The 22,089-nt window shown below is 66.0% G+C and carries 18 protein-coding genes; all 18 read left to right on the forward strand.

Annotated elements, in window-relative coordinates; genetic code table 11:
• The first annotated feature begins 137 nt into the window (after positions 1–137).
• The 18 genes from dusB to LDJ84_RS26535 all read left to right on the forward strand — a co-directional run bounded on the left by dusB (position 138) and on the right by LDJ84_RS26535 (position 22,064).
• Positions 138–1,145, forward strand: coding sequence for a tRNA dihydrouridine synthase DusB (dusB, locus tag LDJ84_RS26450; protein ID WP_037007535.1), 1,008 nt, complete (start codon positions 138–140; stop codon positions 1,143–1,145).
• Positions 1,142–1,462, forward strand: coding sequence for a DNA-binding transcriptional regulator Fis (fis, locus tag LDJ84_RS26455; RefSeq protein ID WP_024766365.1), 321 nt, complete (start codon positions 1,142–1,144; stop codon positions 1,460–1,462). Before dusB ends, fis begins: the two co-directional genes overlap by 4 nt.
• An 87-nt stretch (positions 1,463–1,549) precedes the next feature.
• Positions 1,550–3,157, forward strand: a complete 1,608-nt coding sequence (gene purH / locus LDJ84_RS26460) for a bifunctional phosphoribosylaminoimidazolecarboxamide formyltransferase/IMP cyclohydrolase (protein WP_065085534.1) — start codon at positions 1,550–1,552, stop codon at positions 3,155–3,157.
• 250 nt (positions 3,158–3,407) lie between these two features.
• On the forward strand, positions 3,408–4,697 hold the full coding sequence (gene purD, locus LDJ84_RS26465) for a phosphoribosylamine--glycine ligase (RefSeq protein ID WP_065085535.1): 1,290 nt from the start codon (positions 3,408–3,410) through the stop codon (positions 4,695–4,697).
• Between the two features lie 125 nt (positions 4,698–4,822).
• The gene (locus tag LDJ84_RS26470; protein WP_169887135.1) at positions 4,823–7,633 is read left to right on the forward strand and encodes a hybrid sensor histidine kinase/response regulator; all 2,811 of its coding nucleotides are present in this window, start codon (positions 4,823–4,825) and stop codon (positions 7,631–7,633) included.
• Between the two features lie 111 nt (positions 7,634–7,744).
• On the forward strand, positions 7,745–8,338 hold the full coding sequence (locus LDJ84_RS26475) for a MarC family protein (protein ID WP_024766361.1): 594 nt from the start codon (positions 7,745–7,747) through the stop codon (positions 8,336–8,338).
• Positions 8,339–8,576: 238 nt separating this feature from the next.
• A complete protein-coding gene (urtA, locus tag LDJ84_RS26480) occupies positions 8,577–9,845 on the forward strand; it encodes an urea ABC transporter substrate-binding protein (protein WP_038803356.1) in 1,269 nt (422 codons plus the stop codon).
• Between the two features lie 177 nt (positions 9,846–10,022).
• Positions 10,023–11,609, forward strand: coding sequence for an urea ABC transporter permease subunit UrtB (urtB, locus tag LDJ84_RS26485; RefSeq protein WP_065085605.1), 1,587 nt, complete (start codon positions 10,023–10,025; stop codon positions 11,607–11,609).
• Positions 11,606–12,685, forward strand: a complete 1,080-nt coding sequence (urtC, locus tag LDJ84_RS26490) for an urea ABC transporter permease subunit UrtC (protein ID WP_024766359.1) — start codon at positions 11,606–11,608, stop codon at positions 12,683–12,685. The genes urtB and urtC overlap by 4 nt, the downstream gene beginning before the upstream one ends.
• Positions 12,682–13,536 (forward strand): urea ABC transporter ATP-binding protein UrtD, encoded by an 855-nt coding sequence (gene urtD / locus LDJ84_RS26495; protein WP_141678471.1) that lies wholly within the window; start codon positions 12,682–12,684, stop codon positions 13,534–13,536. Before urtC ends, urtD begins: the two co-directional genes overlap by 4 nt.
• Positions 13,537–13,644: 108 nt before the next feature.
• On the forward strand, positions 13,645–14,343 hold the full coding sequence (gene urtE, locus LDJ84_RS26500) for an urea ABC transporter ATP-binding subunit UrtE (protein WP_065085538.1): 699 nt from the start codon (positions 13,645–13,647) through the stop codon (positions 14,341–14,343).
• A gap of 76 nt (positions 14,344–14,419) precedes the next feature.
• A complete protein-coding gene (locus LDJ84_RS26505) occupies positions 14,420–14,875 on the forward strand; it encodes a GNAT family N-acetyltransferase (RefSeq protein ID WP_024766356.1) in 456 nt (151 codons plus the stop codon).
• Between the two features lie 280 nt (positions 14,876–15,155).
• Entirely contained in the window at positions 15,156–15,989 is an 834-nt protein-coding gene (locus LDJ84_RS26510; protein ID WP_065085539.1) for an urease accessory protein UreD, read from the forward strand.
• 1 nt (position 15,990) lies between these two features.
• Positions 15,991–16,293 (forward strand): urease subunit gamma, encoded by a 303-nt coding sequence (locus tag LDJ84_RS26515; RefSeq protein WP_017518207.1) that lies wholly within the window; start codon positions 15,991–15,993, stop codon positions 16,291–16,293.
• 82 nt (positions 16,294–16,375) lie between these two features.
• A complete protein-coding gene (locus LDJ84_RS26520; RefSeq protein ID WP_024766354.1) occupies positions 16,376–16,882 on the forward strand; it encodes a GNAT family N-acetyltransferase in 507 nt (168 codons plus the stop codon).
• On the forward strand, positions 16,879–17,184 hold the full coding sequence (locus tag LDJ84_RS26525) for an urease subunit beta (protein ID WP_024766353.1): 306 nt from the start codon (positions 16,879–16,881) through the stop codon (positions 17,182–17,184). Before LDJ84_RS26520 ends, LDJ84_RS26525 begins: the two co-directional genes overlap by 4 nt.
• A 151-nt stretch (positions 17,185–17,335) precedes the next feature.
• Complete coding sequence (ureC, locus tag LDJ84_RS26530) at positions 17,336–19,036, forward strand: urease subunit alpha (protein WP_065085540.1); 1,701 nt, start codon at positions 17,336–17,338, stop codon at positions 19,034–19,036.
• Positions 19,037–19,391: 355 nt separating this feature from the next.
• Entirely contained in the window at positions 19,392–22,064 is a 2,673-nt protein-coding gene (locus tag LDJ84_RS26535; RefSeq protein WP_065085541.1) for an autotransporter outer membrane beta-barrel domain-containing protein, read from the forward strand.
• The last annotated feature ends 25 nt before the right edge of the window (positions 22,065–22,089 follow it).

A 22,089-nucleotide genomic window follows, 5' to 3' on the forward strand; every position in this document is an offset into this window, starting at 1 on the left:
TATCCAAAATCGCCTTTATCCGGTCATCGAGAGCGGGTATCATGCCCTCCCTTTTTTGCTAGCACCGGTGGCAGGCTCCGAAACGCATCCGCGAGTGGTACAACGCGCGGCGCCTCGGTGTTCCCGCCCCATTGACCATGGAAATCCAGTCGGTGGTACGCATCGGCTCCTACACACTGCCCAACAGACTGATCCTGGCCCCGATGGCCGGCGTCACCGATCGTCCGTTCCGCCAGCTGTGCCGCCGCCTTGGCGCCGGCATGGTGGTATCGGAGATGGTCACCAGCGACGTCCGCCTGTGGAACAGCCGCAAGTCGCGCCTGCGCCTGCAGCACGACAACGAAGATCAGCCGCGTTCGGTGCAGATCGCCGGCGGCGACCCGCAGATGCTCGCGGAAGCTGCCCAGCGCAATGTGGAGCTCGGCGCGCAGATCATCGACATCAACATGGGCTGTCCGGCAAAGAAGGTGTGTAACAAGGCCGCGGGTTCCGCGCTGATGAAGGATGAACGGCTGGTGGCTGACATCCTCGAGGCGGTGGTCGCGGCGGTAGAGGTTCCCGTCACCCTGAAGATTCGCACCGGCTGGGACCGGTCGAACAAGAACGGTGTGACGGTGGCGCGGATCGCCGAGCAGTCGGGCATCCAGGCGCTGGCGGTACACGGCAGGACCCGTGCCGACCTCTACACCGGCGAAGCGGAGTACGAAACCATCGCGGCGATCAAGCAGGCGGTTTCGATTCCGGTCTTCGCCAACGGTGATATCGACTCACCGCGCAAGGCACGGCAGGTATTCGAACAGACGGGCGTGGATGCCCTGCTGATCGGCCGCGCCGCCCAGGGCAATCCCTGGATCTTCCGCGAGATCGATCATTACCTGAGCACCGGCGAGCTATTGCCGGCGCCGAGTCTGCACGAGGTGCAGAGCATCCTGCTCGAACACCTCGCTGCATTGCATGCGTTTTATGGGGAGGAAATGGGTGTGCGCATTGCCCGCAAGCATGTGGGCTGGTACCTCGCAACCCAACCGGGCGCGGCGGAGTTCCGCGCCCAGTTCAATCGTTTGCAGGACACGGATGCACAGAGCGCCAGCGTCAGGCAGTTCTTCGCCGAGCGCCACAATAACGGAGAAGGGGTGGCCGCATGACAACGATGACCGAGACATTAGTGAGTGGAATGACACCCGTGAGCGACAACGCCAACCTTAAACAGCACCTGACCACTCCGACGCAGGAGGGCCAGACCCTCCGCGACAGCGTGGAAAAGGCACTGCATAACTATTTCGCCCATCTCGAAGGGCAGCCGGTCACGGACGTGTACAACATGGTGCTTTGCGAAGTCGAAGCGCCGCTGCTGGAAACCGTCATGAACCACGTGAAGGGTAACCAGACCAAAGCCTCCGAACTGCTGGGGCTGAACCGCGGGACCCTGCGCAAGAAACTCAAGCAGTACGATCTTCTCTGACAGGTGGCAGGCGCGGGCCCGCGACCGCAAGGTCAGCCGGGCCCACGCCTGACACGCGAAAAGCCCGAAGCCTTTGTGGAAGCCGTTATGACCGACCAAACCACCCGCCTGCCCGTCCGCCGTGCGCTGATCAGCGTTTCCGACAAGACCGGCGTCGTCGATTTCGCCCGTGAGCTGGCAGCCCTCGGCGTGGAGATCCTCTCCACCGGCGGCACCTACAAGCTGCTCAAGGACAATGGCATCGCCGCCGTGGAAGTGGCCGACTACACCGGCTTCCCGGAGATGATGGACGGCCGCGTGAAGACCCTGCACCCGAAGATCCACGGCGGCATCCTCGGCCGTCGCGACCTCGACGGCGCGGTGATGGAGCAGCACGGCATCAAGCCGATCGACCTGGTGGCGGTCAACCTCTACCCGTTCGAAGCGACCGTGGCCAAGGCCGACTGCGACCTGCCGACCGCCATCGAGAACATCGACATCGGCGGCCCGACCATGGTTCGTTCCGCAGCGAAGAACCACAAGGACGTCGCCATCGTGGTCAATGCCGGCGACTACGCCGGCATCGTCGAAGCCCTGAAAGCAGGCGGCCTGACCTACGCCCAGCGCTTCGACCTGGCCCTGAAGGCCTTCGAGCACACCTCGGCCTACGACGGCATGATCGCCAACTACCTGGGCACCATCGACCAGGCGCGCGACACCCTGTCCACCGCCGACCGCGGCGCCTTCCCGCGCACCTTCAACAGCCAGTTCATCAAGGCGCAGGAGATGCGCTACGGCGAGAACCCGCACCAGAGCGCGGCGTTCTATGTCGAGGCGAAGAAGGGCGAGGCCAGCGTCTCCACCGCCATCCAGCTGCAGGGCAAGGAACTGTCGTTCAACAACGTGGCCGACACCGACGCCGCGCTGGAGTGCGTGAAGAGCTTCGTCAAGCCGGCCTGCGTCATCGTCAAGCACGCCAACCCGTGCGGCGTGGCCGTGGTTCCGGAGAACGAAGGCGGCATCCGCAAGGCCTATGACCTGGCCTACGCCACCGACACCGAGTCGGCCTTCGGCGGCATCATCGCCTTCAACCGCGAGCTGGACGGCGACACCGCCCAGGCCATCGTCGAGCGTCAGTTCGTCGAAGTGATCATCGCCCCTAAAATCTCCGCAGCCGCCCGCGCCGTGGTCGCCGCCAAGGCCAACGTGCGCCTGCTCGAATGCGGCGAGTGGCCGGCCGAGCGTGCGCCGGGCTGGGACTTCAAGCGCGTCAACGGCGGTCTGCTGGTACAGAGCCGCGACATCGGCATGATCACCGCCGATGACCTGAAGATCGTCACCCAGCGCGCGCCGAGCGAGCAGGAAATCCACGACCTGATCTTCGCCTGGAAAGTCGCCAAGTTCGTCAAGTCCAACGCCATCGTCTACGCCAAGGCGCGTCAGACCGTGGGCGTCGGCGCCGGCCAGATGAGCCGCGTGAACTCCGCCCGCATCGCCGCCATCAAGGCCGAGCACGCTGGCCTGGAAGTGAAGGGTGCAGTCATGGCTTCCGACGCCTTCTTCCCGTTCCGCGACGGCATCGACAACGCTGCCAAGGCCGGCATCACCGCGGTGATCCAGCCGGGTGGTTCGATGCGTGACAACGAAGTGATCGCCGCAGCGGATGAGGCGGGAATCGCCATGGTGTTCACCGGCATGCGCCACTTCCGCCATTAAGCGGTAAGGACGCACTCGGACTCGCATCTGCGGCGTTGCCCGGCCCTTCCCCCATGCTCATTGCCAGAAGGCAACTCCGCTGGGTGAAGGGCCAGGCGCCTTGCATCTACGAGCCCGATTGCGCCCCTTGAGATCGGTCCATTGAGAGAGGACTGGTCATAAAGAATTCGTAGGTTGGGTCGGGCGGCGCTCCGCGAGCGAAGCGATACCCAACGATCCGGCACTGCCGGAACTGTTCAGGAGAACTCCAATGAACGTACTCATCATCGGTAGCGGCGGTCGCGAGCACGCGCTGGCCTGGAAGGTCGCGCAGGATTCGCGCGTGCAGAAGGTCTTCGTCGCGCCGGGCAACGCCGGTACCGCCACCGAAGCCAAGTGCGAGAACGTCGCCATCGACGTACTGGCCCTGGAGGAGCTGGCCGATTTCGCCGCGAAGAACGTACAACTGACCATCGTCGGCCCCGAGGCGCCGCTGGTCAAAGGCGTGGTCGACCTGTTCCGCGCCCGTGGCCTGGATATCTTCGGCCCCACCGCCGGCGCTGCGCAGCTGGAAGGTTCCAAGGCCTTCACCAAGGACTTCCTCGCACGCCACCAGATCCCCACCGCCGGCTACCAGAACTTCACCGAAGTCGAGCCGGCGCTGGCCTACCTGAAAGAGAAGGGCGCGCCCATCGTGATCAAGGCCGACGGCCTGGCCGCGGGCAAGGGCGTGATCGTCGCCATGACCCTGGCCGAAGCCGAGGAAGCCGTGCGCGACATGCTCGCCGGCAACGCCTTCGGTGACGCCGGTTCGCGCGTGGTGATCGAAGAGTTCCTCGACGGCGAGGAAGCCAGCTTCATCGTCATGGTCGACGGCCAGAACGTGCTGCCCATGGCCACCAGCCAGGACCACAAGCGCGTCGGCGATGGCGACAGCGGCCCGAACACCGGCGGCATGGGCGCGTACTCCCCCGCTCCGGTGGTCACCGCCGACGTGCACCAGCGCGTGATGGACGAAGTGATCTACCCGACCGTGCGCGGCATGGCCGAGGAAGGCAACGTCTACACCGGCTTCCTGTATGCCGGCCTGATGATCGACAAGAGCGGCGCGCCCAAGGTCATCGAGTTCAACTGCCGCTTCGGCGACCCGGAAACCCAGCCGATCATGGTCCGCCTGGAGTCGTCCCTGGTCCTGCTGGTCGAAGCCGCACTGGCCAAGGCGCTGGACAAGGTCGAAGCCACCTGGGACCCACGTCCCACCGTGGGCGTGGTGATCGCCGCGGGCGGCTACCCGGGCGACTACGCCAAGGGTGACGTCATCGAAGGCCTGGACGAAGCCGCCAAGCTCGAGGGCAAGGTGTTCCACGCCGGCACCGCGCTCAAGGACGGCCAGATCGTCAGCGCCGGCGGCCGCGTGCTGTGCGCCACGGCCATCGGCCCGACCGTTTCCTCCGCGCAGCAACAGGCTTACCGCCTGGCCGAGAAGATTCGCTGGAACGGCAGTTTCTACCGCACCGACATCGGTTATCGCGCCATCGCCCGCGAGCGCGGCGAAGGCTGATCCGACGGCCGGAGGCGTCCCTCGTCGGACGCCTCCGCTGCACCGGTCCCCGCGTGCACGGGTGGATTACGGCCTTCAGCACACTTGGCTATAATCCGCCCACTCACTACCGAAGGGACTTCGCCGTGCGTCGGCTCTGGACTGCCACAGGACTCCTCGTCAGCTTGCTGCTGGCCGCTCTGGTCTGTCTTCCGACCTACGCGGCAAGCCAGGATCCCGGCTGGTCCCAGCTTCACGACAGTGACGCCCGCCTGCAACTGCAGGACGTGATCTCCCCGCGCTACCGCACCCTTTTCAGCCCCCTCGACATCAACGACCTGCACGCCCCCGCCGGCCCCGGCGCGACCTGGCTGCACTTCCGTCTTCCCGCCAGCGACGAGCCCCAGCAACTGCGCCTGTTCGCGCCGAGCCTGGACAGCTTCGAGATGTTCATTCTCGACGGGCAGAAGGTGCTCGAGCAGAAGAGCGCCGGCAACCTCTCCCCAGTGCAGCGCCCGCTGCTCAACAGCGACCTGGTGATCCCCCTGCGCTCAGCCGCCGAGCCGCTGGACCTCTACCTGCGCCTCGCCTCGACGATGCCACTGCGGCCGAACATCAGCATCGAGGCCGCCGGCCAGCCGAGCAACGACCAGCGCCCGCTGCACTTCGGCGTGCTGATCGGCTGCCTGGCCATGCTGCTGGCCTACAACCTCGTGCGCTTCGCCTATACCCGCGTTGCCAGCGGACTGTGGCTGGCCGGCGTACACGCCAGCCTGCTGCTGGCCTGCCTCAACCTGTTCGGCCTGCTCAGCCCCTGGTACGGCAACAGCCAGTCGCTGCAGCCGATGGCCGCCCTGGCCTGCCTGGTGGTGACGCTGTTCTGCGCGCTGGGCTATACCGCCAGCTTCTTCTCAGACCTCAGCCCGCGCCTGCCGCTCAGACGTCTGCTGCTGGGCGGCACCGCCGCACTCGTGGTGCTCGGCATCGCGCTCAACCTGTTGTTCTCCCTGTCCGTCAGCAGCCTGGTGTACGGGCTGATCACCCTGGTGACCCTGGGCATGCTCGGCGTCGCGGTCTACTACTGGATTCACGCCTACCGGCCGGCGCGCCTGTTCGCTATCGGCATGGGCCTCTTCGTCGTGATCTGGTGCCTGTGCCTGCCGTCGCTGCTGGGCTACGCGGCGACCCGTACCGAATGGCTCGGTAGCGGCCTGCTGGGGCTTTCGGCGGTGGTCGGCTTCCTGCTCAGCCTGGCCCTGGCCGAACGCCAGCGGAAGATCCAGAACGATCATTTCGCCGCCAGCCGCGTGCGTGCCGCCAACGTCGCCGAACTCAAGGCCAAGGGCGACTTCCTGGCGAAGATCAGCCACGAGATCCGCACCCCCATGAACGGCGTGCTGGGCATGACCGAGCTGCTGCTCGGCACCCCGCTCTCGGCCAAGCAGCGCGACTACGTACAGACCATCCACAGTGCGGGCAACGAGTTGCTCTCGCTGATCAACGAGATCCTCGACATCTCCAAGCTGGAATCCGGTCAGATCGAACTGGACGAGGTGCAGTTCGACCTCGGCGCGCTGATCGAGGACTGCCTGGCGATCTTCCGTGCCAAGGCCGAACAGCAGAAGGTCGAGCTGATCAGCTTCACCCAGCCGCAAGTGCCACGCATCATCAGTGGCGATCCGACGCGCCTGCGCCAGGCCGTGCTGAGCCTGCTGGACAATGCCTTCAAGCAGACCGACGAGGGCGAGATCCTTCTCGTCGTCGCCCTCGACGGCCCGGCCGAGCGCCCGCGCCTGCGCATCGCCGTGCAGGACAGCGGCAGGCCCCTGGACAGCGCCGACCGCCAGGCGCTGCTCACCGCCGAATTGCACAGCCGCGACTTCCTCTCCGCCACCCGCATGAGCAGCCGCCTCGGCCTGATCATCGCCCGCCAGCTGATCCGCCTGATGTCGGGCGACTTTGGAATAGAGAGCGGCATCGAGAGCGGCAACAGCGCCGAAGGCGCGGGCAACCTGCTATGGCTCAGCCTGCCGCTGGACCCGCAGCAGATCGACCAGGCCGGCGCCGACCTCGACAGCCCGCTGCAGGGCGCACGCCTGCTGGTGGTGGACGACAACCAGACCTGTCGCAAGGTGGTAGTGCAGCAGTGCAGCGCCTGGGGCATGAACGTCAGCGCGGTATCCTCGGGCAAGGAAGCGCTGGCCCAGTTGCGCACCAAGGCGCACCTGCGCGAGTACTTCGACGTGGTCCTGCTGGACCAGGACATGCCCGGCATGACCGGCATGCAGCTGGCCACCAAGATCCAGGAAGACCCGAACCTCAATCACGACATCCTGCTGATCATGCTCACCGGCATCAGCAACGCGCCGAGCAAGATCATCGCCCGCAACGCCGGGATCAAGCGCATCCTGGCCAAGCCGGTGGCCGGCTACACGCTCAAGGCGACGCTCGCCGAGGAGCTGTCGCAGCGTGGCCCGAGCGGCGTGAGCAACTACCTCTCGCCGGCCAGCGAGCCGGTGTCCAACGTGCCGCCGAGCGACTTCCGCATCCTCGTCGCCGAGGACAACAGCATCTCTACCAAGGTCATCCGCGGCATGCTCAGCAAGCTCAACCTGCAGCCGGACACCGCCAACAACGGCGAGGAAGCCCTGGCCGCGATGCAGTCCACCCAGTACGACCTGGTGCTGATGGACTGCGAGATGCCGGTACTCGACGGCTTCTCCGCCACCGAGCGCCTGCGCGCCTGGGAAGCCAGCGAACACCGCCCGCACACCCCGGTGGTGGCGCTCACCGCGCACATCCTCAGCGAGCACAAGGAGCGCGCGCGACTGGTGGGCATGGACGGGCACATGGCCAAGCCGGTGGAGCTGTCGCAACTGCGCGAACTGGTGGCCTACTGGGTCGGCGAACGTGACCGTCGCCTGCGCCAGCAGCAGAGCGACGCACTGCCGTCCTGATCTCGCCAGCCTACGGCGGCCGGTTTCAATTGCCCCGCCGCAATGCCGCGCATCTTCCCACCCGCTATGCTTTGCCCAGCCGCGCCCTCTCAATCCGGACGAGTCGTTCCCATGCAAGTGATGTTCAGCGTGTACCTGAAGATGCTGGTGCTCTACAGCCCCTTCTTCGTGCTCTCCTGCTTCATCAGCCTGAACCGCGGCTTCGCCCCGCGCGACCGCAAGCGCATGGCCTGGCGCGTGGCCCTGGCGGCGCTGATCGCCAGCGTGCTGCTGTACCTGTTCGGCCGCTACATCTTCACGCTCTTCGGCATCACCGCCGACGCCTTCCGCATCGGCGCCGGTTCCGTGCTGTTCATCTCCGCCCTGGGCATGGCGCAAGGGCGCTCGGCGGTGCAGGCGGACAATGTGCAGCAGGATGTGACCATCGTCCCGCTGACCATCCCCATCACCGTCGGCCCCGGCACCATCGGTGCGCTGCTGGTGATGGGCGTGAACCAGGACTGGGAGCACAAGCTGCTGGCCCTGGCGGCAATCTTCCTGGCCTGCCTGACCGTGGGCGTCACGCTCTACCTCTCCGACAAGATCGAAAAGGTCCTGGGCGAGCAGGGCCTGATGATCGTCAGCCGCCTGATGGGGCTGTTCGTCTGCGCCCTCGCCGCGCAGATCATCATGACCGGCGTGCGCGGCTACTTCATCCCGCAATGACGCGCCCCTTTGGGGAGCGCCGCGCACCATTTGGCGCTTGGCGCACCAAAGCTGCGCACTGAAAAACCTCACCAATACGACAGAAAATCGCGCTCAGCCCATCTGCGCCGAGGCTTTTGCCTGCTTGGCACGGATGCTGCGATGGCAGCTTCGATCCCGCTCAAGGATCGCCCCATTTCCGGGGAAGCTGCCGCCGGCGGCAACTCCCCGCCCCTGGATAGCCAAGGAGGCTGCCGCGATGAAACGTCGTCCGCTGTTGCAAAGTACGCTGGCCATGAGCGCCCTGCTGCTCACCGGTCTGTTCCCGTTCAGCACCCAGGCTGCCGAGACCATCAAGGTCGGCATCCTGCACTCGCTGTCCGGCACCATGGCGATCTCCGAGACCTCGCTCAAGGACATGGCGCTGATGACCATCGACGAGATCAACGCCAAGGGCGGAGTGAACGGCAAGCAGCTCGAAGCGGTGGTGGTCGACCCGGCCTCCAACTGGCCGCTGTTCGCCGAGAAAGCGCGCCAGCTGCTGACCCAGGACAAGGTCGCGGTGGTCTTCGGCTGCTGGACCAGCGTGTCGCGCAAGTCCGTGCTGCCGGTGTTCGAGGAACTCAACGGCCTGCTGTTCTACCCGGTGCAGTACGAGGGTGAGGAAATGTCGCCCAACGTCTTCTACACCGGAGCGGCGCCGAACCAGCAGGCCATCCCGGCGGTGGAGTACCTGATGAGCGAGGACGGCGGCAGCGCCAAGCGCTTCTTCCTGCTGGGCACCGACTACGTCTATCCGCGCACCACCAACAAGATCCTGCGCGCCTTCCTGCACAGCAAGGGCGTGGCCGACAAGGATATCCAGGAGGTCTACACGCCGTTCGGCCACAGCGACTATCAAACCATCGTCGCCGACATCAAGAAGTTCTCCGCCGGCGGCAAGACCGCGGTGATCTCCACCGTCAACGGCGACTCCAACGTGCCCTTCTACAAGGAGCTGGCCAACCAGGGCCTGGAAGCCACCGAAGTACCGGTGGTGGCCTTCTCCGTGGGCGAGGAGGAACTGCGCGGCATCGACACCAAGCCGCTGGTGGGCAACCTCGCCGCATGGAACTACTTCGAGTCGGTGAAGAACCCGGAGAACACCAAGTTCGTTGCCGACTGGAAGGCCTACGCCAAGGCCAAGAACCTGCCGAACTACAGCACCGCCGTGACCAACGACCCGATGGAGGCCACCTACGTCGGCATCCACATGTGGGCGCAGGCCGTGCAGAAGGCCGGCAGCACCGACGTGGACAAGGTCCGCGAAGCCATGGGCGGCCAGACCTTCAAGGCGCCGTCGGGCTTCACCCTGACCATGGACAAGACCAACCACCACCTGCACAAGCCGGTGATGATCGGCGAGATCGAGGACAACGGGCAGTTCAACGTGGTCTGGAAAACCCCCGAGCCGATCCGCGCCCAGCCGTGGAGCCCGTTCATTCCGGGCAACGACAAGAAGCCGGATTACGCGGTGCGTAGTAACTGATCCTCCGGGGAGCGAGAGCCCCTCACCCTAACCCTAGCTGCGCGCCCCGCTCCGGAGGGAGAGGGGACCGGACGGCGCGGATTGTCAGCCCGCACTCCGGCTCCGCTCTTCCCCCTCTCCCCCCGGGAGAGGGCCGGGGTGAGGGAATCCCAGACTCCTGTGTGCCGGGATATGAAGATGCCCACTGCCCTTCTCCACCTGCTCCGCCTGTGCGCCCTGGCGCTGGCCGCGCTGCTACCGCAGCTCGCCTTCGCCGGTCCCGCGCAGGACTTCGCCAGTGCCGACAATGACGGCCGCGCGAAACTGCTCGAACAATGGGCCGCCGCGCCCGACGCCGATCGCCTGCCCCTGTTGGAAGCCATCCAGTCCGGTCGACTGGCCCTCGACGCGCAGAGCCGCGCCTTCCTCCTGGGCGACGACCAGCAGTACCACGCCGCCGAGGGTGGCGCGGGACCGGTGGGCGAGCCCGACAAACTGCGCTTGAACAACCGTCTGCGTGGCCTGGTGAACACCGCGATGGCCAGCCACCAACTGGTGGCCGACAACGCCGAGGTGCGCCTGGAAGCCGCACGGCAGTTGCAGAAAAGCGCCCGTCCCGCGCAGCGCACGCTCCTCGAATACCGCCTCAACGAAGAGTCCGACGACGGCGTCAAGGCCGCGCTGCAACTGGCCCTGGCCAACCTGCAGCTGGCCGACCCAGCGCCAGCGGTGCGCCTGTCCGCCGTACGCCTGCTCGGCGAATCCGGCGATCCGCAGGCGCGCACCCGCCTGGAAAACCTCCTCGACCCCGCGGTCGAACCCGACGATTCGGTGCGCACCGCCGCCGCCACCAGCCTCGGCCAGGTCAAGCGCCGGCTGCTGATGGGCGATCTGTTCGGCCAGGCCTTCAGCGGCCTGTCGCTGGGTTCGATCCTGCTGCTCGCCGCCCTGGGCCTGGCGATTACCTATGGCCTGCTCGGGGTGATCAACATGGCCCACGGTGAAATGCTGATGCTCGGCGCCTACTCCACTTACGTGGTGCAGTTGCTCTGCCAGCGCTTCGCTCCCGGCCTGCTGGAGCTGTATCCGCTGCTGGCCCTGCCGGTGGCCTTCCTGGTCACCGCCTGCATCGGCATGGCCCTGGAGCGCACGGTGATCCGCCATCTCTACGGCCGCCCGCTGGAAACCCTGCTCGCCACCTGGGGTATCAGCCTGGTGCTGATCCAACTGGTGCGCGTGCTGTTCGGCGCGCAGAACGTCGAGGTGGCCAACCCGGCCTGGCTATCCGGCGGCATTCAGGTGCTGCCCAACCTCGTGCTGCCGTGGAACCGTATCGTCATCATCGGCTTCGCGCTGTTCGTGCTGGCGCTCACCTGGCTGCTGCTCAACCGCACACGGCTGGGCCTGAACGTTCGCGCCGTCACCCAGAACCGCAACATGGCCGCCTGCTGCGGCGTGCCCACCGGCCGCGTGGACATGCTCGCCTTCGGCCTGGGCTCGGGCATCGCCGGCTTGGGCGGCGTGGCGCTGTCGCAGGTCGGCAACGTCGGCCCGGACCTGGGCCAGAGCTACATCATCGACTCCTTCCTGGTGGTGGTACTCGGCGGTGTCGGCCAGCTCGCCGGCAGCGTGTTCGCCGCCTTCGGCCTGGGCGTGGCGAACAAGATCCTCGAACCGCAGATCGGCGCGGTGCTGGGCAAGATCCTGATCCTTGCGCTGATCATCCTGTTCATCCAGAAACGTCCGCAAGGGCTCTTCGCTCTGAAAGGGAGGGTCATCGATTGAACCAGCCACTCACCGTGACGGCCGCGCAAAAGGCCGGCCCGAAACTCACTGCCAGCCTGGTCGGCACCGTCCTCATCGCACTGCTGATCCTGCCGCTGCTGCACCTGCTGCCGGAAAGCAGCGCACTGTACCTGTCCGCCTATGGGCTGACGCTGACCGGCAAGATCCTCTGCTACGCCATCGTCGCGCTGGCGCTGGACCTGGTCTGGGGCTACGCCGGCCTGCTGTCGCTGGGCCACGGGCTGTTCTTCGCCCTGGGCGGCTACGCCATGGGCATGTACCTGATGCGCGAGGCGGCCGGCGACCAGTTGCCGGCATTCATGACCTTCCTCTCCTGGACGGAGCTGCCCTGGTACTGGGCCGGCACCCAGCACTTCCTCTGGGCACTGTGCCTGGTGGTGCTGGCGCCCGGCCTGCTGGCCCTGGTGTTCGGCTTCTTCGCCTTCCGCTCGCGGATCAAGGGCGTGTACTTCTCGATCATGACCCAGGCGCTGACCTTCGCCGGCATGCTGCTGTTCTTCCGCAACGAGACCGGCTTTGGCGGCAACAACGGCTTCACCAATTTCCGCAGCATCCTCGGCTTTTCCATCACCGCGCCGGGTACGCGGGTGGCGCTGTTCATCGCCATCGTCGTGCTGCTGGCGGCGAGCCTGGCCGTGGGATTCGCCCTGGCGCGCAGCAAGTTCGGCCGGGTACTCACCGCCCTGCGCGACGCGGAGAACCGCCTGATGTTCTGCGGCTATGACCCGCGCGGCTACAAGCTGTTCGTCTGGACCCTCTCCGCGGTGATCTGCGGCCTGGCCGGCGCACTGTTCGTGCCGCTGGTGGGCATCATCAACCCCAGCGAAATGTCGCCGACCAACTCCATCGAAGCCGCCGTGTGGGTCGCCCTCGGCGGCCGCGGCACACTGATCGGCCCGCTGCTGGGCGCCGGCGTGGTCAACGGCGCGAAGAGCTGGTTCACCGTGGCCTTCCCCGAGTACTGGCTGTTCTTCCTCGGCGCGCTGTTCATCGTCGTCACCCTGTACCTGCCGCGCGGCATCCTCGGCCTGATCAAGCGGGAGAAAGAGCAATGAGAGCGGTCCCCCACCTGATGCTGGAGCCAGCCTACGATCCCAACCGCAACCCCGGCGCCAGCCGCGATGCCATCGGCCTCGGTTCGAGCGCCAGCGGCCAGCTGGACGTGCGCCACGGCACCATCCTGACCCTGGAAGACATCAACGTCAGCTTCGATGGCTTCCGCGCCCTGCGCGATCTCACGCTGTACATCGGTGTCGGCGAACTGCGTTGCATCATCGGCCCCAACGGCGCGGGCAAGACCACGCTGATGGACGTGATCACCGGCAAGACCCGCTCGGACAACGGCAAGGCGTACTTCGGCGAAACCCTCGACCTCACCCGCATGAGCGAGGTGGAAATCGCCCAGGCCGGTATCGGCCGCAAGTTCCAGAAGCCCACGGTGTTCGAGGCGCTCTCGGTGTTCGAGAACCTGGAGCTCGCGCAGAAGACCGACAAGTCGGTGTGGGCCAGCCTCAAGGCGAAGCTGTCCGGCGAGCAGAAGGACCGCATTGAGGAAGTGCTCACCACCATCCGCCTGCGCGAATCGCGCAACCGCCCCGCCGGGCTGCTCTCCCACGGGCAGAAACAGTTCCTGGAGATCGGCATGCTGCTGGTGCAGGAGCCGCAATTGCTGCTGCTCGACGAGCCGGTGGCGGGCATGACCGACGCCGAGACCGAGTTCACCGCCGAGCTGTTCAAGTCCCTCGCCGGCCAGCATTCGCTGATGGTGGTGGAGCACGACATGGGCTTCGTCGGCAGCATCGCCGACCACGTCAGCGTGCTGCACCAGGGGCATGTGCTGGCCGAGGGTTCGCTGGAGGAAGTACAGGCGAACGAGCAGGTGATCGAGGTTTATCTGGGGCGTTAGAACGACGGCGGATGAAGCGTCCCGCTTCATTTGCCCTACGCCTAAGCCATCCGTAGGGCGCATAACGCGCAGCGTTATGCGCCGCAGCCCAATGCAAAGGAAACACCCATGCTGCAAGTCGACAAACTGCACCAGTACTACGGCGGCAGCCACATCCTGCGTGGCCTGTCGTTCGACGCGAAGATTGGTGAAGTCACCTGCCTGCTCGGGCGCAACGGCGTAGGCAAGACCACCCTGCTGCGCTGCCTGATGGGCCTGGTACCCGCCAAGGAAGGCAAGGTCAGTTGGGAAGGCAAGCCGATCACCGGTTTCAAGCCGCACCAGCGCGTGCATGCCGGCATCGCCTACGTGCCGCAAGGCCGGGAAATCTTCCCGCGCCTGACGGTGGAGGAAAACCTGCTGATGGGCCTGTCGCGCCTCAGCGCCAGCGAAGCCAAATCGGTGCCCGAGCCCATCTACGAGCTGTTCCCGGTGCTGCGGGAAATGAAGCAGCGCCGTGGCGGCGACCTCTCCGGCGGCCAGCAGCAACAGTTGGCCATCGGCCGCGCGCTGGCCAGCCAGCCGCGCCTGTTGATCCTCGACGAACCCACCGAAGGCATCCAACCCTCGGTGATCAAGGAGATTGGCGCAGTGATCAAGAAGCTCGCCCAACGCGGCGACATGGCCATCCTGCTGGTGGAGCAGTTCTACGACTTCGCCGCCGAACTGGCCGACCAGTACCTGGTGATGTCGCGCGGCGAGATCGTCCAGCAGGGGCGCGGAGTGGACATGGAACGCGACGGAGTGCGCGGGTTGGTGACCATCTGAGGCGACCGGTCACTGGCGAATGGCGTCGGCCAATGGCAAGCTGCCGAGCCCCGTACTGGTTTTTCCGGAGTTTGTCATGCCCCTCGTCCTGCGCCCCGCCGTCAACGACGACGCCGGTTTCGCCGCAGTCTGCGTGGCCGCCGCCTACGCCCAGTGGATACCCACGCTCGGCCGCAAGCCGGGGCCGATGCTGGATGACTACCACGCCATCATCGCCGAAGACCGCGTTCTGATTGCCGAGCAGGACGGCGCCCCCGTCGGCCTGCTGGTGATGCGCGAGACCGACGAAGGCTTCCTGCTCGACAACATCGCCGTGCTGCCCGAGTGTGCCGGCCAGGGCATCGGCCGCACCCTGCTGATCCATGCCGAGGTCACCGCCGCGCAATTGGGCTACGCGTCGTTGTACCTCTATACCAACGAGCGGATGACCGAGAACATCGAACTGTACGCGAAGAACGGCTATCAGGAATACGCGCGCAAGGTCGAGAACGGTTTTCGCCGCGTGTACATGCGCAAGCAGCTCTCCGTGTAGGAACGAGCTTGCTCGGTAACCATCGCGCCCCCGGGACGCCCGAAGTTCGCCCGAGCCTTGTTGGCGGGCAGCCTCGCCGCTGGCGCACCAGCATGGTGCGCAATTGCCGCCAACGCACCGCAACCGCGCCGGAACCTGACCAAGTGGACAGTCTGCAGCACCACCGTCGATCCCGCGCCATACCCGAGCGGCACAAGGGGAAGCCGCGGCCACGCACTATCCTGGCGCAGCCGGCACGCTGATTGCTCTGTCTTGAGCATCCTTCTTTCAGCAACAGCCCATGAACGCACCGGTCACCCTTTTCCACCCCGCCTGGCACGCCGAGCTCGAGCTGGCTTATGCCCGCATCGGTGACTGCACGCGCCCGGTCCGGCGGCGGCATCTTGGCCCTTTGCGGGTGCAGAAGCACCTGTATGCCGAAGGCCCGGAGGTGTGCCAGCACATCATCGTGCACCCGCCCGGTGGCATCGCCGGTGGCGACACCCTGAACCTCGACATTCGCGCCGGCAACGACAGCTGGGCGCAACTCACCAGCCCCGGCGCGGCCAAGTGGTACCGCGCCAACTGCGTGGCAAAACAACAACTGAGTATCCGCGTAGCCCCCGGTGCCACGCTGGAATGGCTGCCACAGGAAACCATCGCCTACGCCGGCGCCCAGGCCGAGCTGACGACCCGTATCGATCTCGAAGCCAACGCCCGGCTGTTCTACTGGGATGTCGTCGCCCTCGGCCGCCCCGCCAGTGGCGAGCGCTTCGACAGCGGTCACCTCGCTGCCGCCCTGGACATCCACCGCGACGGCCAGCGCCTGTGGCACGAGCGCCAGCGCGTGACGGGCAACGACCGCCTGCTCGACTCGCCCATCGGCCTCGCCGGCCAACCGGTGATGGCAACGCTGATCGCCAGTGGGCAGATCGATGCGGCGCTGCTCGAAGCCTGCCGCGCCGTGCCCTGCCAGGGGCGCGGCAACCTCACCCAACTGCCCGGCCTGGTGGTCGCCCGCTGCCTCGCCCATGAGGCACTGCACGCCCGTGCCTGGCTCATCGAACTCTGGCGTCGGCTGCGGCCGGCTCTGCTCGGCCGCGAGGCCGTTCCTCCCCGAATCTGGAGCACCTGAAATGGATTTGACCCCTCGCGAGAAGGACAAGCTGCTGATCTTCACCGCCGGCCTGGTCGCCGAGCGTCGCCTCGCCCGCGGGGTGAAACTCAACTACCCGGAAGCCGTGGCGCTGATCTCCGCCGCGCTGCTCGAAGGCGCGCGGGATGGCCAGACGGTCGCCGACCTGATGCACTACGGCACCACGCTGCTGAGCCGTGAACAGGTGATGGAAGGCGTGCCGGAAATGATCCCGGAGATCCAGGTGGAAGCCACCTTCCCGGACGGCACCAAGCTGGTCACCGTGCATCAGCCCATCGCCTGATCGCGCGCCCTCGAACGAGGGTGCGGCGACAATGGCGGATGAAGCGTTCCGCTTCATTCGCCCTACGTATAGAGGAACCACCATGCTCATCCGCGACGCCAGCCAAGCCGACCTCGGCAGTCTGCGCGACATCTACAACGACGCCGTGCTCAATACCACCGCCATCTGGAACGAGGTCGCCATCGACCTGGAGAGCCGTCGCGCCTGGCTGGAACTGCGTGCGCAGCAAGGCTTCCCGGTGCTGGTGGCCGAAGATGGCGGCGAGGTGGTGGGCTATGCCAGCTACGGCCCATGGCGAGCCTTCGACGGCTTCCGCGAAACCGTCGAGCACTCGGTTTACGTGCGCGCCGACCAGCGCGGCAAGGGCCTCGGCCCAGTGCTGATGCAGGCACTGATCGAGCGCGCCCGCGCCCAGGGCCTGCACGTGATGGTCGCCGCCATTGAAAGCGGCAACACGGCGTCGATCCGCCTGCACCAGCGGCTGGGCTTCGTCACCAGCGGGCAGATGCCGCAGGTGGGACAGAAGTTCGGCCGCTGGCTGGACCTGACTTTCATGCAATTGATCCTCGACCCAAGGAGCGCCCCATGATCCCTGGCGAATACGATATCCAGAGCGGCGAGATCGAACTCAACGCCGGCCGCCGCACGCTCGCCCTCACGGTGGCCAATAGCGGCGACCGGCCGATCCAGGTCGGCTCGCACTACCACTTCTTCGAGACCAACGACGCGCTGCAATTCGATCGCGACGCGGCACGCGGCATGCGCTTGAACATTCCCGCCGGCACCGCCGTGCGCTTCGAGCCGGGGCAGAGCCGCGAGGTGGAACTGGTGGAACTGGCGGGCGAGAGAAAGGTTTACGGCTTTGCCGGGCGGGTGATGGGCGCGCTCTGAGAGCCCCTCACCCCGCCCCTCTCCCAGAGGGAGAGGGAGAAAAGCAGCCCGCTGCGGCGGGATGGATCAGCGCGCCGATCAGCCCCCTCTCCCTCCGGGAGAGGGTTGGGGTGAGGGCGAAACCAATGCAGGGATCGACCAGGGAGCCCCGATGAAAATCAGCAGACAAGCCTACGCCGACATGTTCGGCCCCACCGTCGGCGACCGCGTGCGCCTGGCCGACACGGACCTGTGGGTCGAAGTGGAAAAGGACTTCACCGTCTACGGCGAGGAAGTGAAGTTCGGCGGTGGCAAGGTCATCCGCGACGGCATGGGCCAGGGTCAGCTGTGCGCCGCGCAGGTGGCCGACACGGTCATCACCAACGCGCTGATCATTGACCACTGGGGCATCGTCAAGGCCGACGTCGGCCTCAAGCACGGCCGCATCGCCGCCATCGGCAAGGCCGGCAACCCGGATATCCAGCCCGGCGTGACCATCGCCCTGGGCGCCAGCACCGAAGTGATCGCCGGCGAAGGCATGATCCTCACCGCCGGCGGCATCGACACGCACATCCACTTCATCTGCCCGCAGCAGATCGAAGAGGCACTGATGAGCGGCGTCACCACCATGATCGGTGGCGGCACCGGGCCGGCTACCGGCACCAACGCCACCACCTGCACCTCCGGCCCGTGGCACATGGCGCGCATGCTCCAGGCCGCCGACGCCTTCCCGATGAACATCGGCTTCACCGGCAAGGGCAACGCCAGCCTGCCGCTGCCGCTGGAGGAGCAGGTGCGCGCCGGCGCCATCGGCCTGAAGCTGCACGAGGACTGGGGCACCACCCCGGCGGCCATCGACAACTGCCTGTCGGTGGCCGACCGTCTCGACGTGCAGGTGGCGATCCACACCGACACCCTCAACGAATCCGGCTTCGTCGAAACTACCCTGGCCGCCTTCAAGGGCCGCACCATCCACACCTACCACACCGAAGGCGCCGGTGGCGGCCACGCGCCGGACATCATCAAGGCCTGCGGCTTCGCCAACGTGCTGCCCAGCTCGACCAACCCGACGCGCCCCTTCACCCGCAATACCATCGACGAGCACCTGGACATGCTCATGGTCTGCCATCACCTGGACCCGAGCATCGCCGAGGACGTGGCCTTCGCCGAGTCGCGCATTCGCCGCGAGACCATCGCCGCCGAGGACATCCTCCACGACCTCGGCGCCTTCAGCATGATCAGCTCCGACAGCCAGGCCATGGGCCGCGTCGGCGAAGTGATCACCCGTACCTGGCAGACCGCCGACAAGATGAAGAAACAGCGCGGCGCCCTGGACGGCGACGGTGCGCGCAACGACAACTTCCGCGCCAAGCGCTACATCGCCAAGTACACCATCAACCCGGCGATCACCCACGGCGTGGCCCATGAAGTGGGCAGCATCGAAGTGGGCAAGCTGGCCGACCTGGTGCTCTGGCGCCCGGCTTTCTTCGGCGTGAAGCCGAGCCTGATCCTCAAGGGCGGCGCGATCGCCGCAAGCCTGATGGGCGACGCCAACGCCTCGATCCCGACGCCGCAGCCGGTGCACTACCGGCCGATGTTCGCCAGCTACGCCGGCAGCCGCCACGCCACCTGCCTGACCTTCATCAGCCAGGCGGCGTTCGACCTTGGCGTGCACCACGAGCTGGGCCTGCGCAAAGCCATCGGTGTGGTGAAAGGCTGCCGCAGCGTGCAGAAGACCGACCTGATCCACAACGCGTACCTGCCGAACATCGAGGTCGATGCGCAGAACTATCAGGTGCGCGCGGACGGGCAGTTGCTGTGGTGCGAGCCGGCGGACGTGCTGCCGATGGCACAGCGCTATTTTCTGTTCTGAGCCGCTTCACCGGACCGGCGCGCAACGCCCGGTCCGGTTCTCCTCATTGCGATAAATCAAGCTTTTTCCGATCCCGCCGCCCGCCCATGGCCGATTGAGATTCGTCTTATTCGGCCAGCTGAACCGCAGCTGAACAATGAGCCCACTGATCCAGCGCGCCCTACGCAGCTGGACGGGCAGGGCTCTGAAGTCCGGAGTGCTGCCCTCCCCTTGCCTGACGCGATCAGGCGCCATCTCCCGGTGCAGGAAGGATCCGCTCTTGGAAGCCCAAGCTTCCGCTCTTCAGCCAGTGAACGGCTCCTTGCGCCGGAATACGCATTCGCTCACCTAGTGAGCGGGCGCAAGGAGGAATGCAATGCGCTTCAAGAAAACCCTGCTGGCCATCCACGTCGCCCTGGCCGCCGGCATGCTTGCCCATAGCGGAGGCGCCGCCGCCGGCTCCTGCTCGGTAGACGGCTCGACGCTGAACTGCACGACCAGCATCTACTGGGCCCCTGGCGATACGTCGACCTACGAAAAGATCGTGATCGATACCACTGGCGAGAATCAGTCCTTCACGCCCACCGGTTTCGGCATCTACGGCAACAGCTCGAAGTACACCCTCAAGGATGTGTCGATCACCACGGCCTCCAGCAAGTCGGACGCCATTCAGGCCAACAACGGTGGGAGCAAGATCTCCATCGACAAGCTGCACATCGTCACCAAGGGCAGCTCGGCGGACGGCATCAACGTGACCGAGAACGCGCTCAACTCGGAAGTGCGTGTCGGCGACGGCGCCATCATCACCGCCGAAGGATCGGGTATGGGTGTGCGCGCCAACACCTCGAAGAACGGAGGCAAAAACCTCATCGAACTGGGCGCCGGCGCGCAGATCACCACCAACGGAAGTGGCGCGAATTCGATCGACGGAACGGGTTACGCTGTCTATGCAGGCAATCGCTCGCTGTCCGCCAATACCTACTGGGGCGACGCCGAAGTAATTCTCGGCGACGGCAGCACCATCGTCAGCAAGGGCAGCTCTGCCCATGCCGTCTATGCCAACCGCGGCGGCGTTATCCGCCTCGGCGATACCAGTATTACCACCGAGAAAACCAACGCATACGGCATCTACGCGCAAACGGCGGCAGACAAGAACGGCGACCGTGGCGGCCAGGTCTACCTGGGCGGCGACACCAGCGTCACCGTCACCGATGGCAACCGTGCGCTCTACGCCTCCGGCGCCGACTCGCTGATTCGCGCCGAGGCAGCCTCGGTGTACCGCCTGGACAGCAGCGCGGCGAGTGACGTGCAGAACCGCAAGGGCGTTGCCCTGTATGCCGACAAGACCGGCGTCATCGACCTGAAAATGGCCGCCGGCTCCTACCTCAATGGCACCACCAGCACCGCCACCGATGGCGTGATCGACCTCGCCATGGATGGCGCCGCCAGCCAGTGGTTCATGACCGGCAACTCCAACCTCACCAACCTGACGCTCACCAACGGCGCGCAACTGGTCTATGACCGCCACGACGAACACGGCGCATACACCTACAAGACGCTGACCGTGGATGGCGATTTCAGCGGTGGCGGCCATCTGGTCATGAACACCTACCTGGGCGACGACACCTCGGAAACCGACAAACTGGCCATCACCGGCAGTACCTCGGGCGAAACCCGCGTCACGGTCAACAACACCACCGGGCTGGGCGACGAAACCGAACAGGGGATCGAGATGATCACCGTCGGCGGCACCTCCGCGGGCGAGTTCAAGTCCGACCGCGTCACCGCTGGCGGCTATGAGTACGTGCTGCGCCGCGGCGGCAGCTTCGTCGGCTCCACCGGTGCGGACAGCGACTGGTTCCTGACCTCGTACAAGCCGAACGATCCCGATCCGGAGGATCCGCCACCCGTTGACCCGCCGCCGGTTGATCCTCCACCGGTTGATCCGCCGCCAGTTGATCCGCCGCCAGTCGACCCGCCGGGCCCGGTCGACCCGACCCCGGAAGACCCCGATCCGGTCGATCCCGCGCCGGAGCAACCAGGGCCCGTGGACCCAGCGCCGAAGCCCAGCGACAAGGACCGCGTGCGCCAGCCCGAAGGCGGCAGCTACACCGCCAACATCGCGGCGGCCAACACCATGTTCCTGCACCGTCTGCATGACCGCACCGGCAACCTGACCTACGTCGATCCGGATACCGGCAAGGAAGTCACTTCCATGCTCTGGATGCGCAACGTCGATGGCTCGACCCGCTGGGAAGACAGCACCGGCCAGCTCAAGACCGAAGCCAACCGCTACGTGCTGCAGATCGGCAGCGACCTGTACCGCAAGGAAACCGACAACGGCGACTGGGTACTGGGTGTGATGGCCGGCTACGCCAACGGCAACTCGACGACCAAGTCCCGCGTCACCGGCTACCGCTCGCGCGGCGAGATCGACGGCTACAGCCTGGGCGTCTATGGCACCTGGTACGAGAACAAGGACGATGAGAACGGTGCGTACGTCGACGGCTGGATTCTCTACAACGAATTCGATGCCGACGTGAAAGGCGACCAGTTGGCCAAGGAGAGCTACGACCTCAAGGGCATCACTGCTTCCATCGAGGCCGGCAAGACCTTCGAAGTGGCGAAGACCGAAAGCGCCAGCTACTACGTGCAGCCCCAGGCGCAGGTGGTGTACATGGGCGTGAAGGCTGACAGCCACCGCGAGGCCAACGGCACCAAGGTCACCGGCAAGGGCGACGGCAATGTCATGACCCGCCTGGGCGCCCGCGCCGCCGTGCGCAGCAACCAGGAAGGCGGCTTCGCCAACACCTATGGCGTGGAGCCGTACCTGGAGACCAACTGGATCCACAACTCCAAGGACTTCGGTGCGAAGATGGGCAGCAGCAAGTTCGAGATGGACGGCGCCAGCGACATCTTCGAAGTGAAGCTCGGCGCCACCAGCAAGGTGAACAGCCGGGTCAACGTCTGGGGTGAAGTGGGCAAGCAGTTCGGCGACAACGGTTACCGCGACCAGGCGGTGACGCTGGGGCTGAAGGTCAACTTCTGATCCCACGCTGAACGGGGGCCGTCGC

This window comes from Pseudomonas sp. HS-18 (assembly GCF_020401845.1).
In the GTDB taxonomy this organism is placed as follows: Bacteria; Pseudomonadota; Gammaproteobacteria; order Pseudomonadales; family Pseudomonadaceae; genus Pseudomonas; species Pseudomonas nitroreducens.

Excerpts from the sequence above, each read along its gene's own strand:
- dusB (WP_037007535.1), top strand. The coding sequence starts at position 138 with ATGGAAATCCAGTCGGTGGTACGCATCGGCTCCTACACACTGCCCAAC.
- fis (WP_024766365.1), top strand. The coding sequence starts at position 1,142 with ATGACAACGATGACCGAGACATTAGTGAGTGGAATGACACCCGTGAGC.
- purH (WP_065085534.1), top strand. The coding sequence starts at position 1,550 with ATGACCGACCAAACCACCCGCCTGCCCGTCCGCCGTGCGCTGATCAGC.
- purD (WP_065085535.1), top strand. The coding sequence starts at position 3,408 with ATGAACGTACTCATCATCGGTAGCGGCGGTCGCGAGCACGCGCTGGCC.
- LDJ84_RS26475 (WP_024766361.1), top strand. The coding sequence starts at position 7,745 with ATGCAAGTGATGTTCAGCGTGTACCTGAAGATGCTGGTGCTCTACAGC.
- urtA (WP_038803356.1), top strand. The coding sequence starts at position 8,577 with ATGAAACGTCGTCCGCTGTTGCAAAGTACGCTGGCCATGAGCGCCCTG.
- urtB (WP_065085605.1), top strand. The coding sequence starts at position 10,023 with ATGCCCACTGCCCTTCTCCACCTGCTCCGCCTGTGCGCCCTGGCGCTG.
- urtD (WP_141678471.1), top strand. The coding sequence starts at position 12,682 with ATGAGAGCGGTCCCCCACCTGATGCTGGAGCCAGCCTACGATCCCAAC.
- urtE (WP_065085538.1), top strand. The coding sequence starts at position 13,645 with ATGCTGCAAGTCGACAAACTGCACCAGTACTACGGCGGCAGCCACATC.
- LDJ84_RS26505 (WP_024766356.1), top strand. The coding sequence starts at position 14,420 with ATGCCCCTCGTCCTGCGCCCCGCCGTCAACGACGACGCCGGTTTCGCC.
- LDJ84_RS26510 (WP_065085539.1), top strand. The coding sequence starts at position 15,156 with ATGAACGCACCGGTCACCCTTTTCCACCCCGCCTGGCACGCCGAGCTC.
- LDJ84_RS26515 (WP_017518207.1), top strand. The coding sequence starts at position 15,991 with ATGGATTTGACCCCTCGCGAGAAGGACAAGCTGCTGATCTTCACCGCC.
- LDJ84_RS26520 (WP_024766354.1), top strand. The coding sequence starts at position 16,376 with ATGCTCATCCGCGACGCCAGCCAAGCCGACCTCGGCAGTCTGCGCGAC.
- LDJ84_RS26525 (WP_024766353.1), top strand. The coding sequence starts at position 16,879 with ATGATCCCTGGCGAATACGATATCCAGAGCGGCGAGATCGAACTCAAC.
- ureC (WP_065085540.1), top strand. The coding sequence starts at position 17,336 with ATGAAAATCAGCAGACAAGCCTACGCCGACATGTTCGGCCCCACCGTC.
- LDJ84_RS26535 (WP_065085541.1), top strand. The coding sequence starts at position 19,392 with ATGCGCTTCAAGAAAACCCTGCTGGCCATCCACGTCGCCCTGGCCGCC.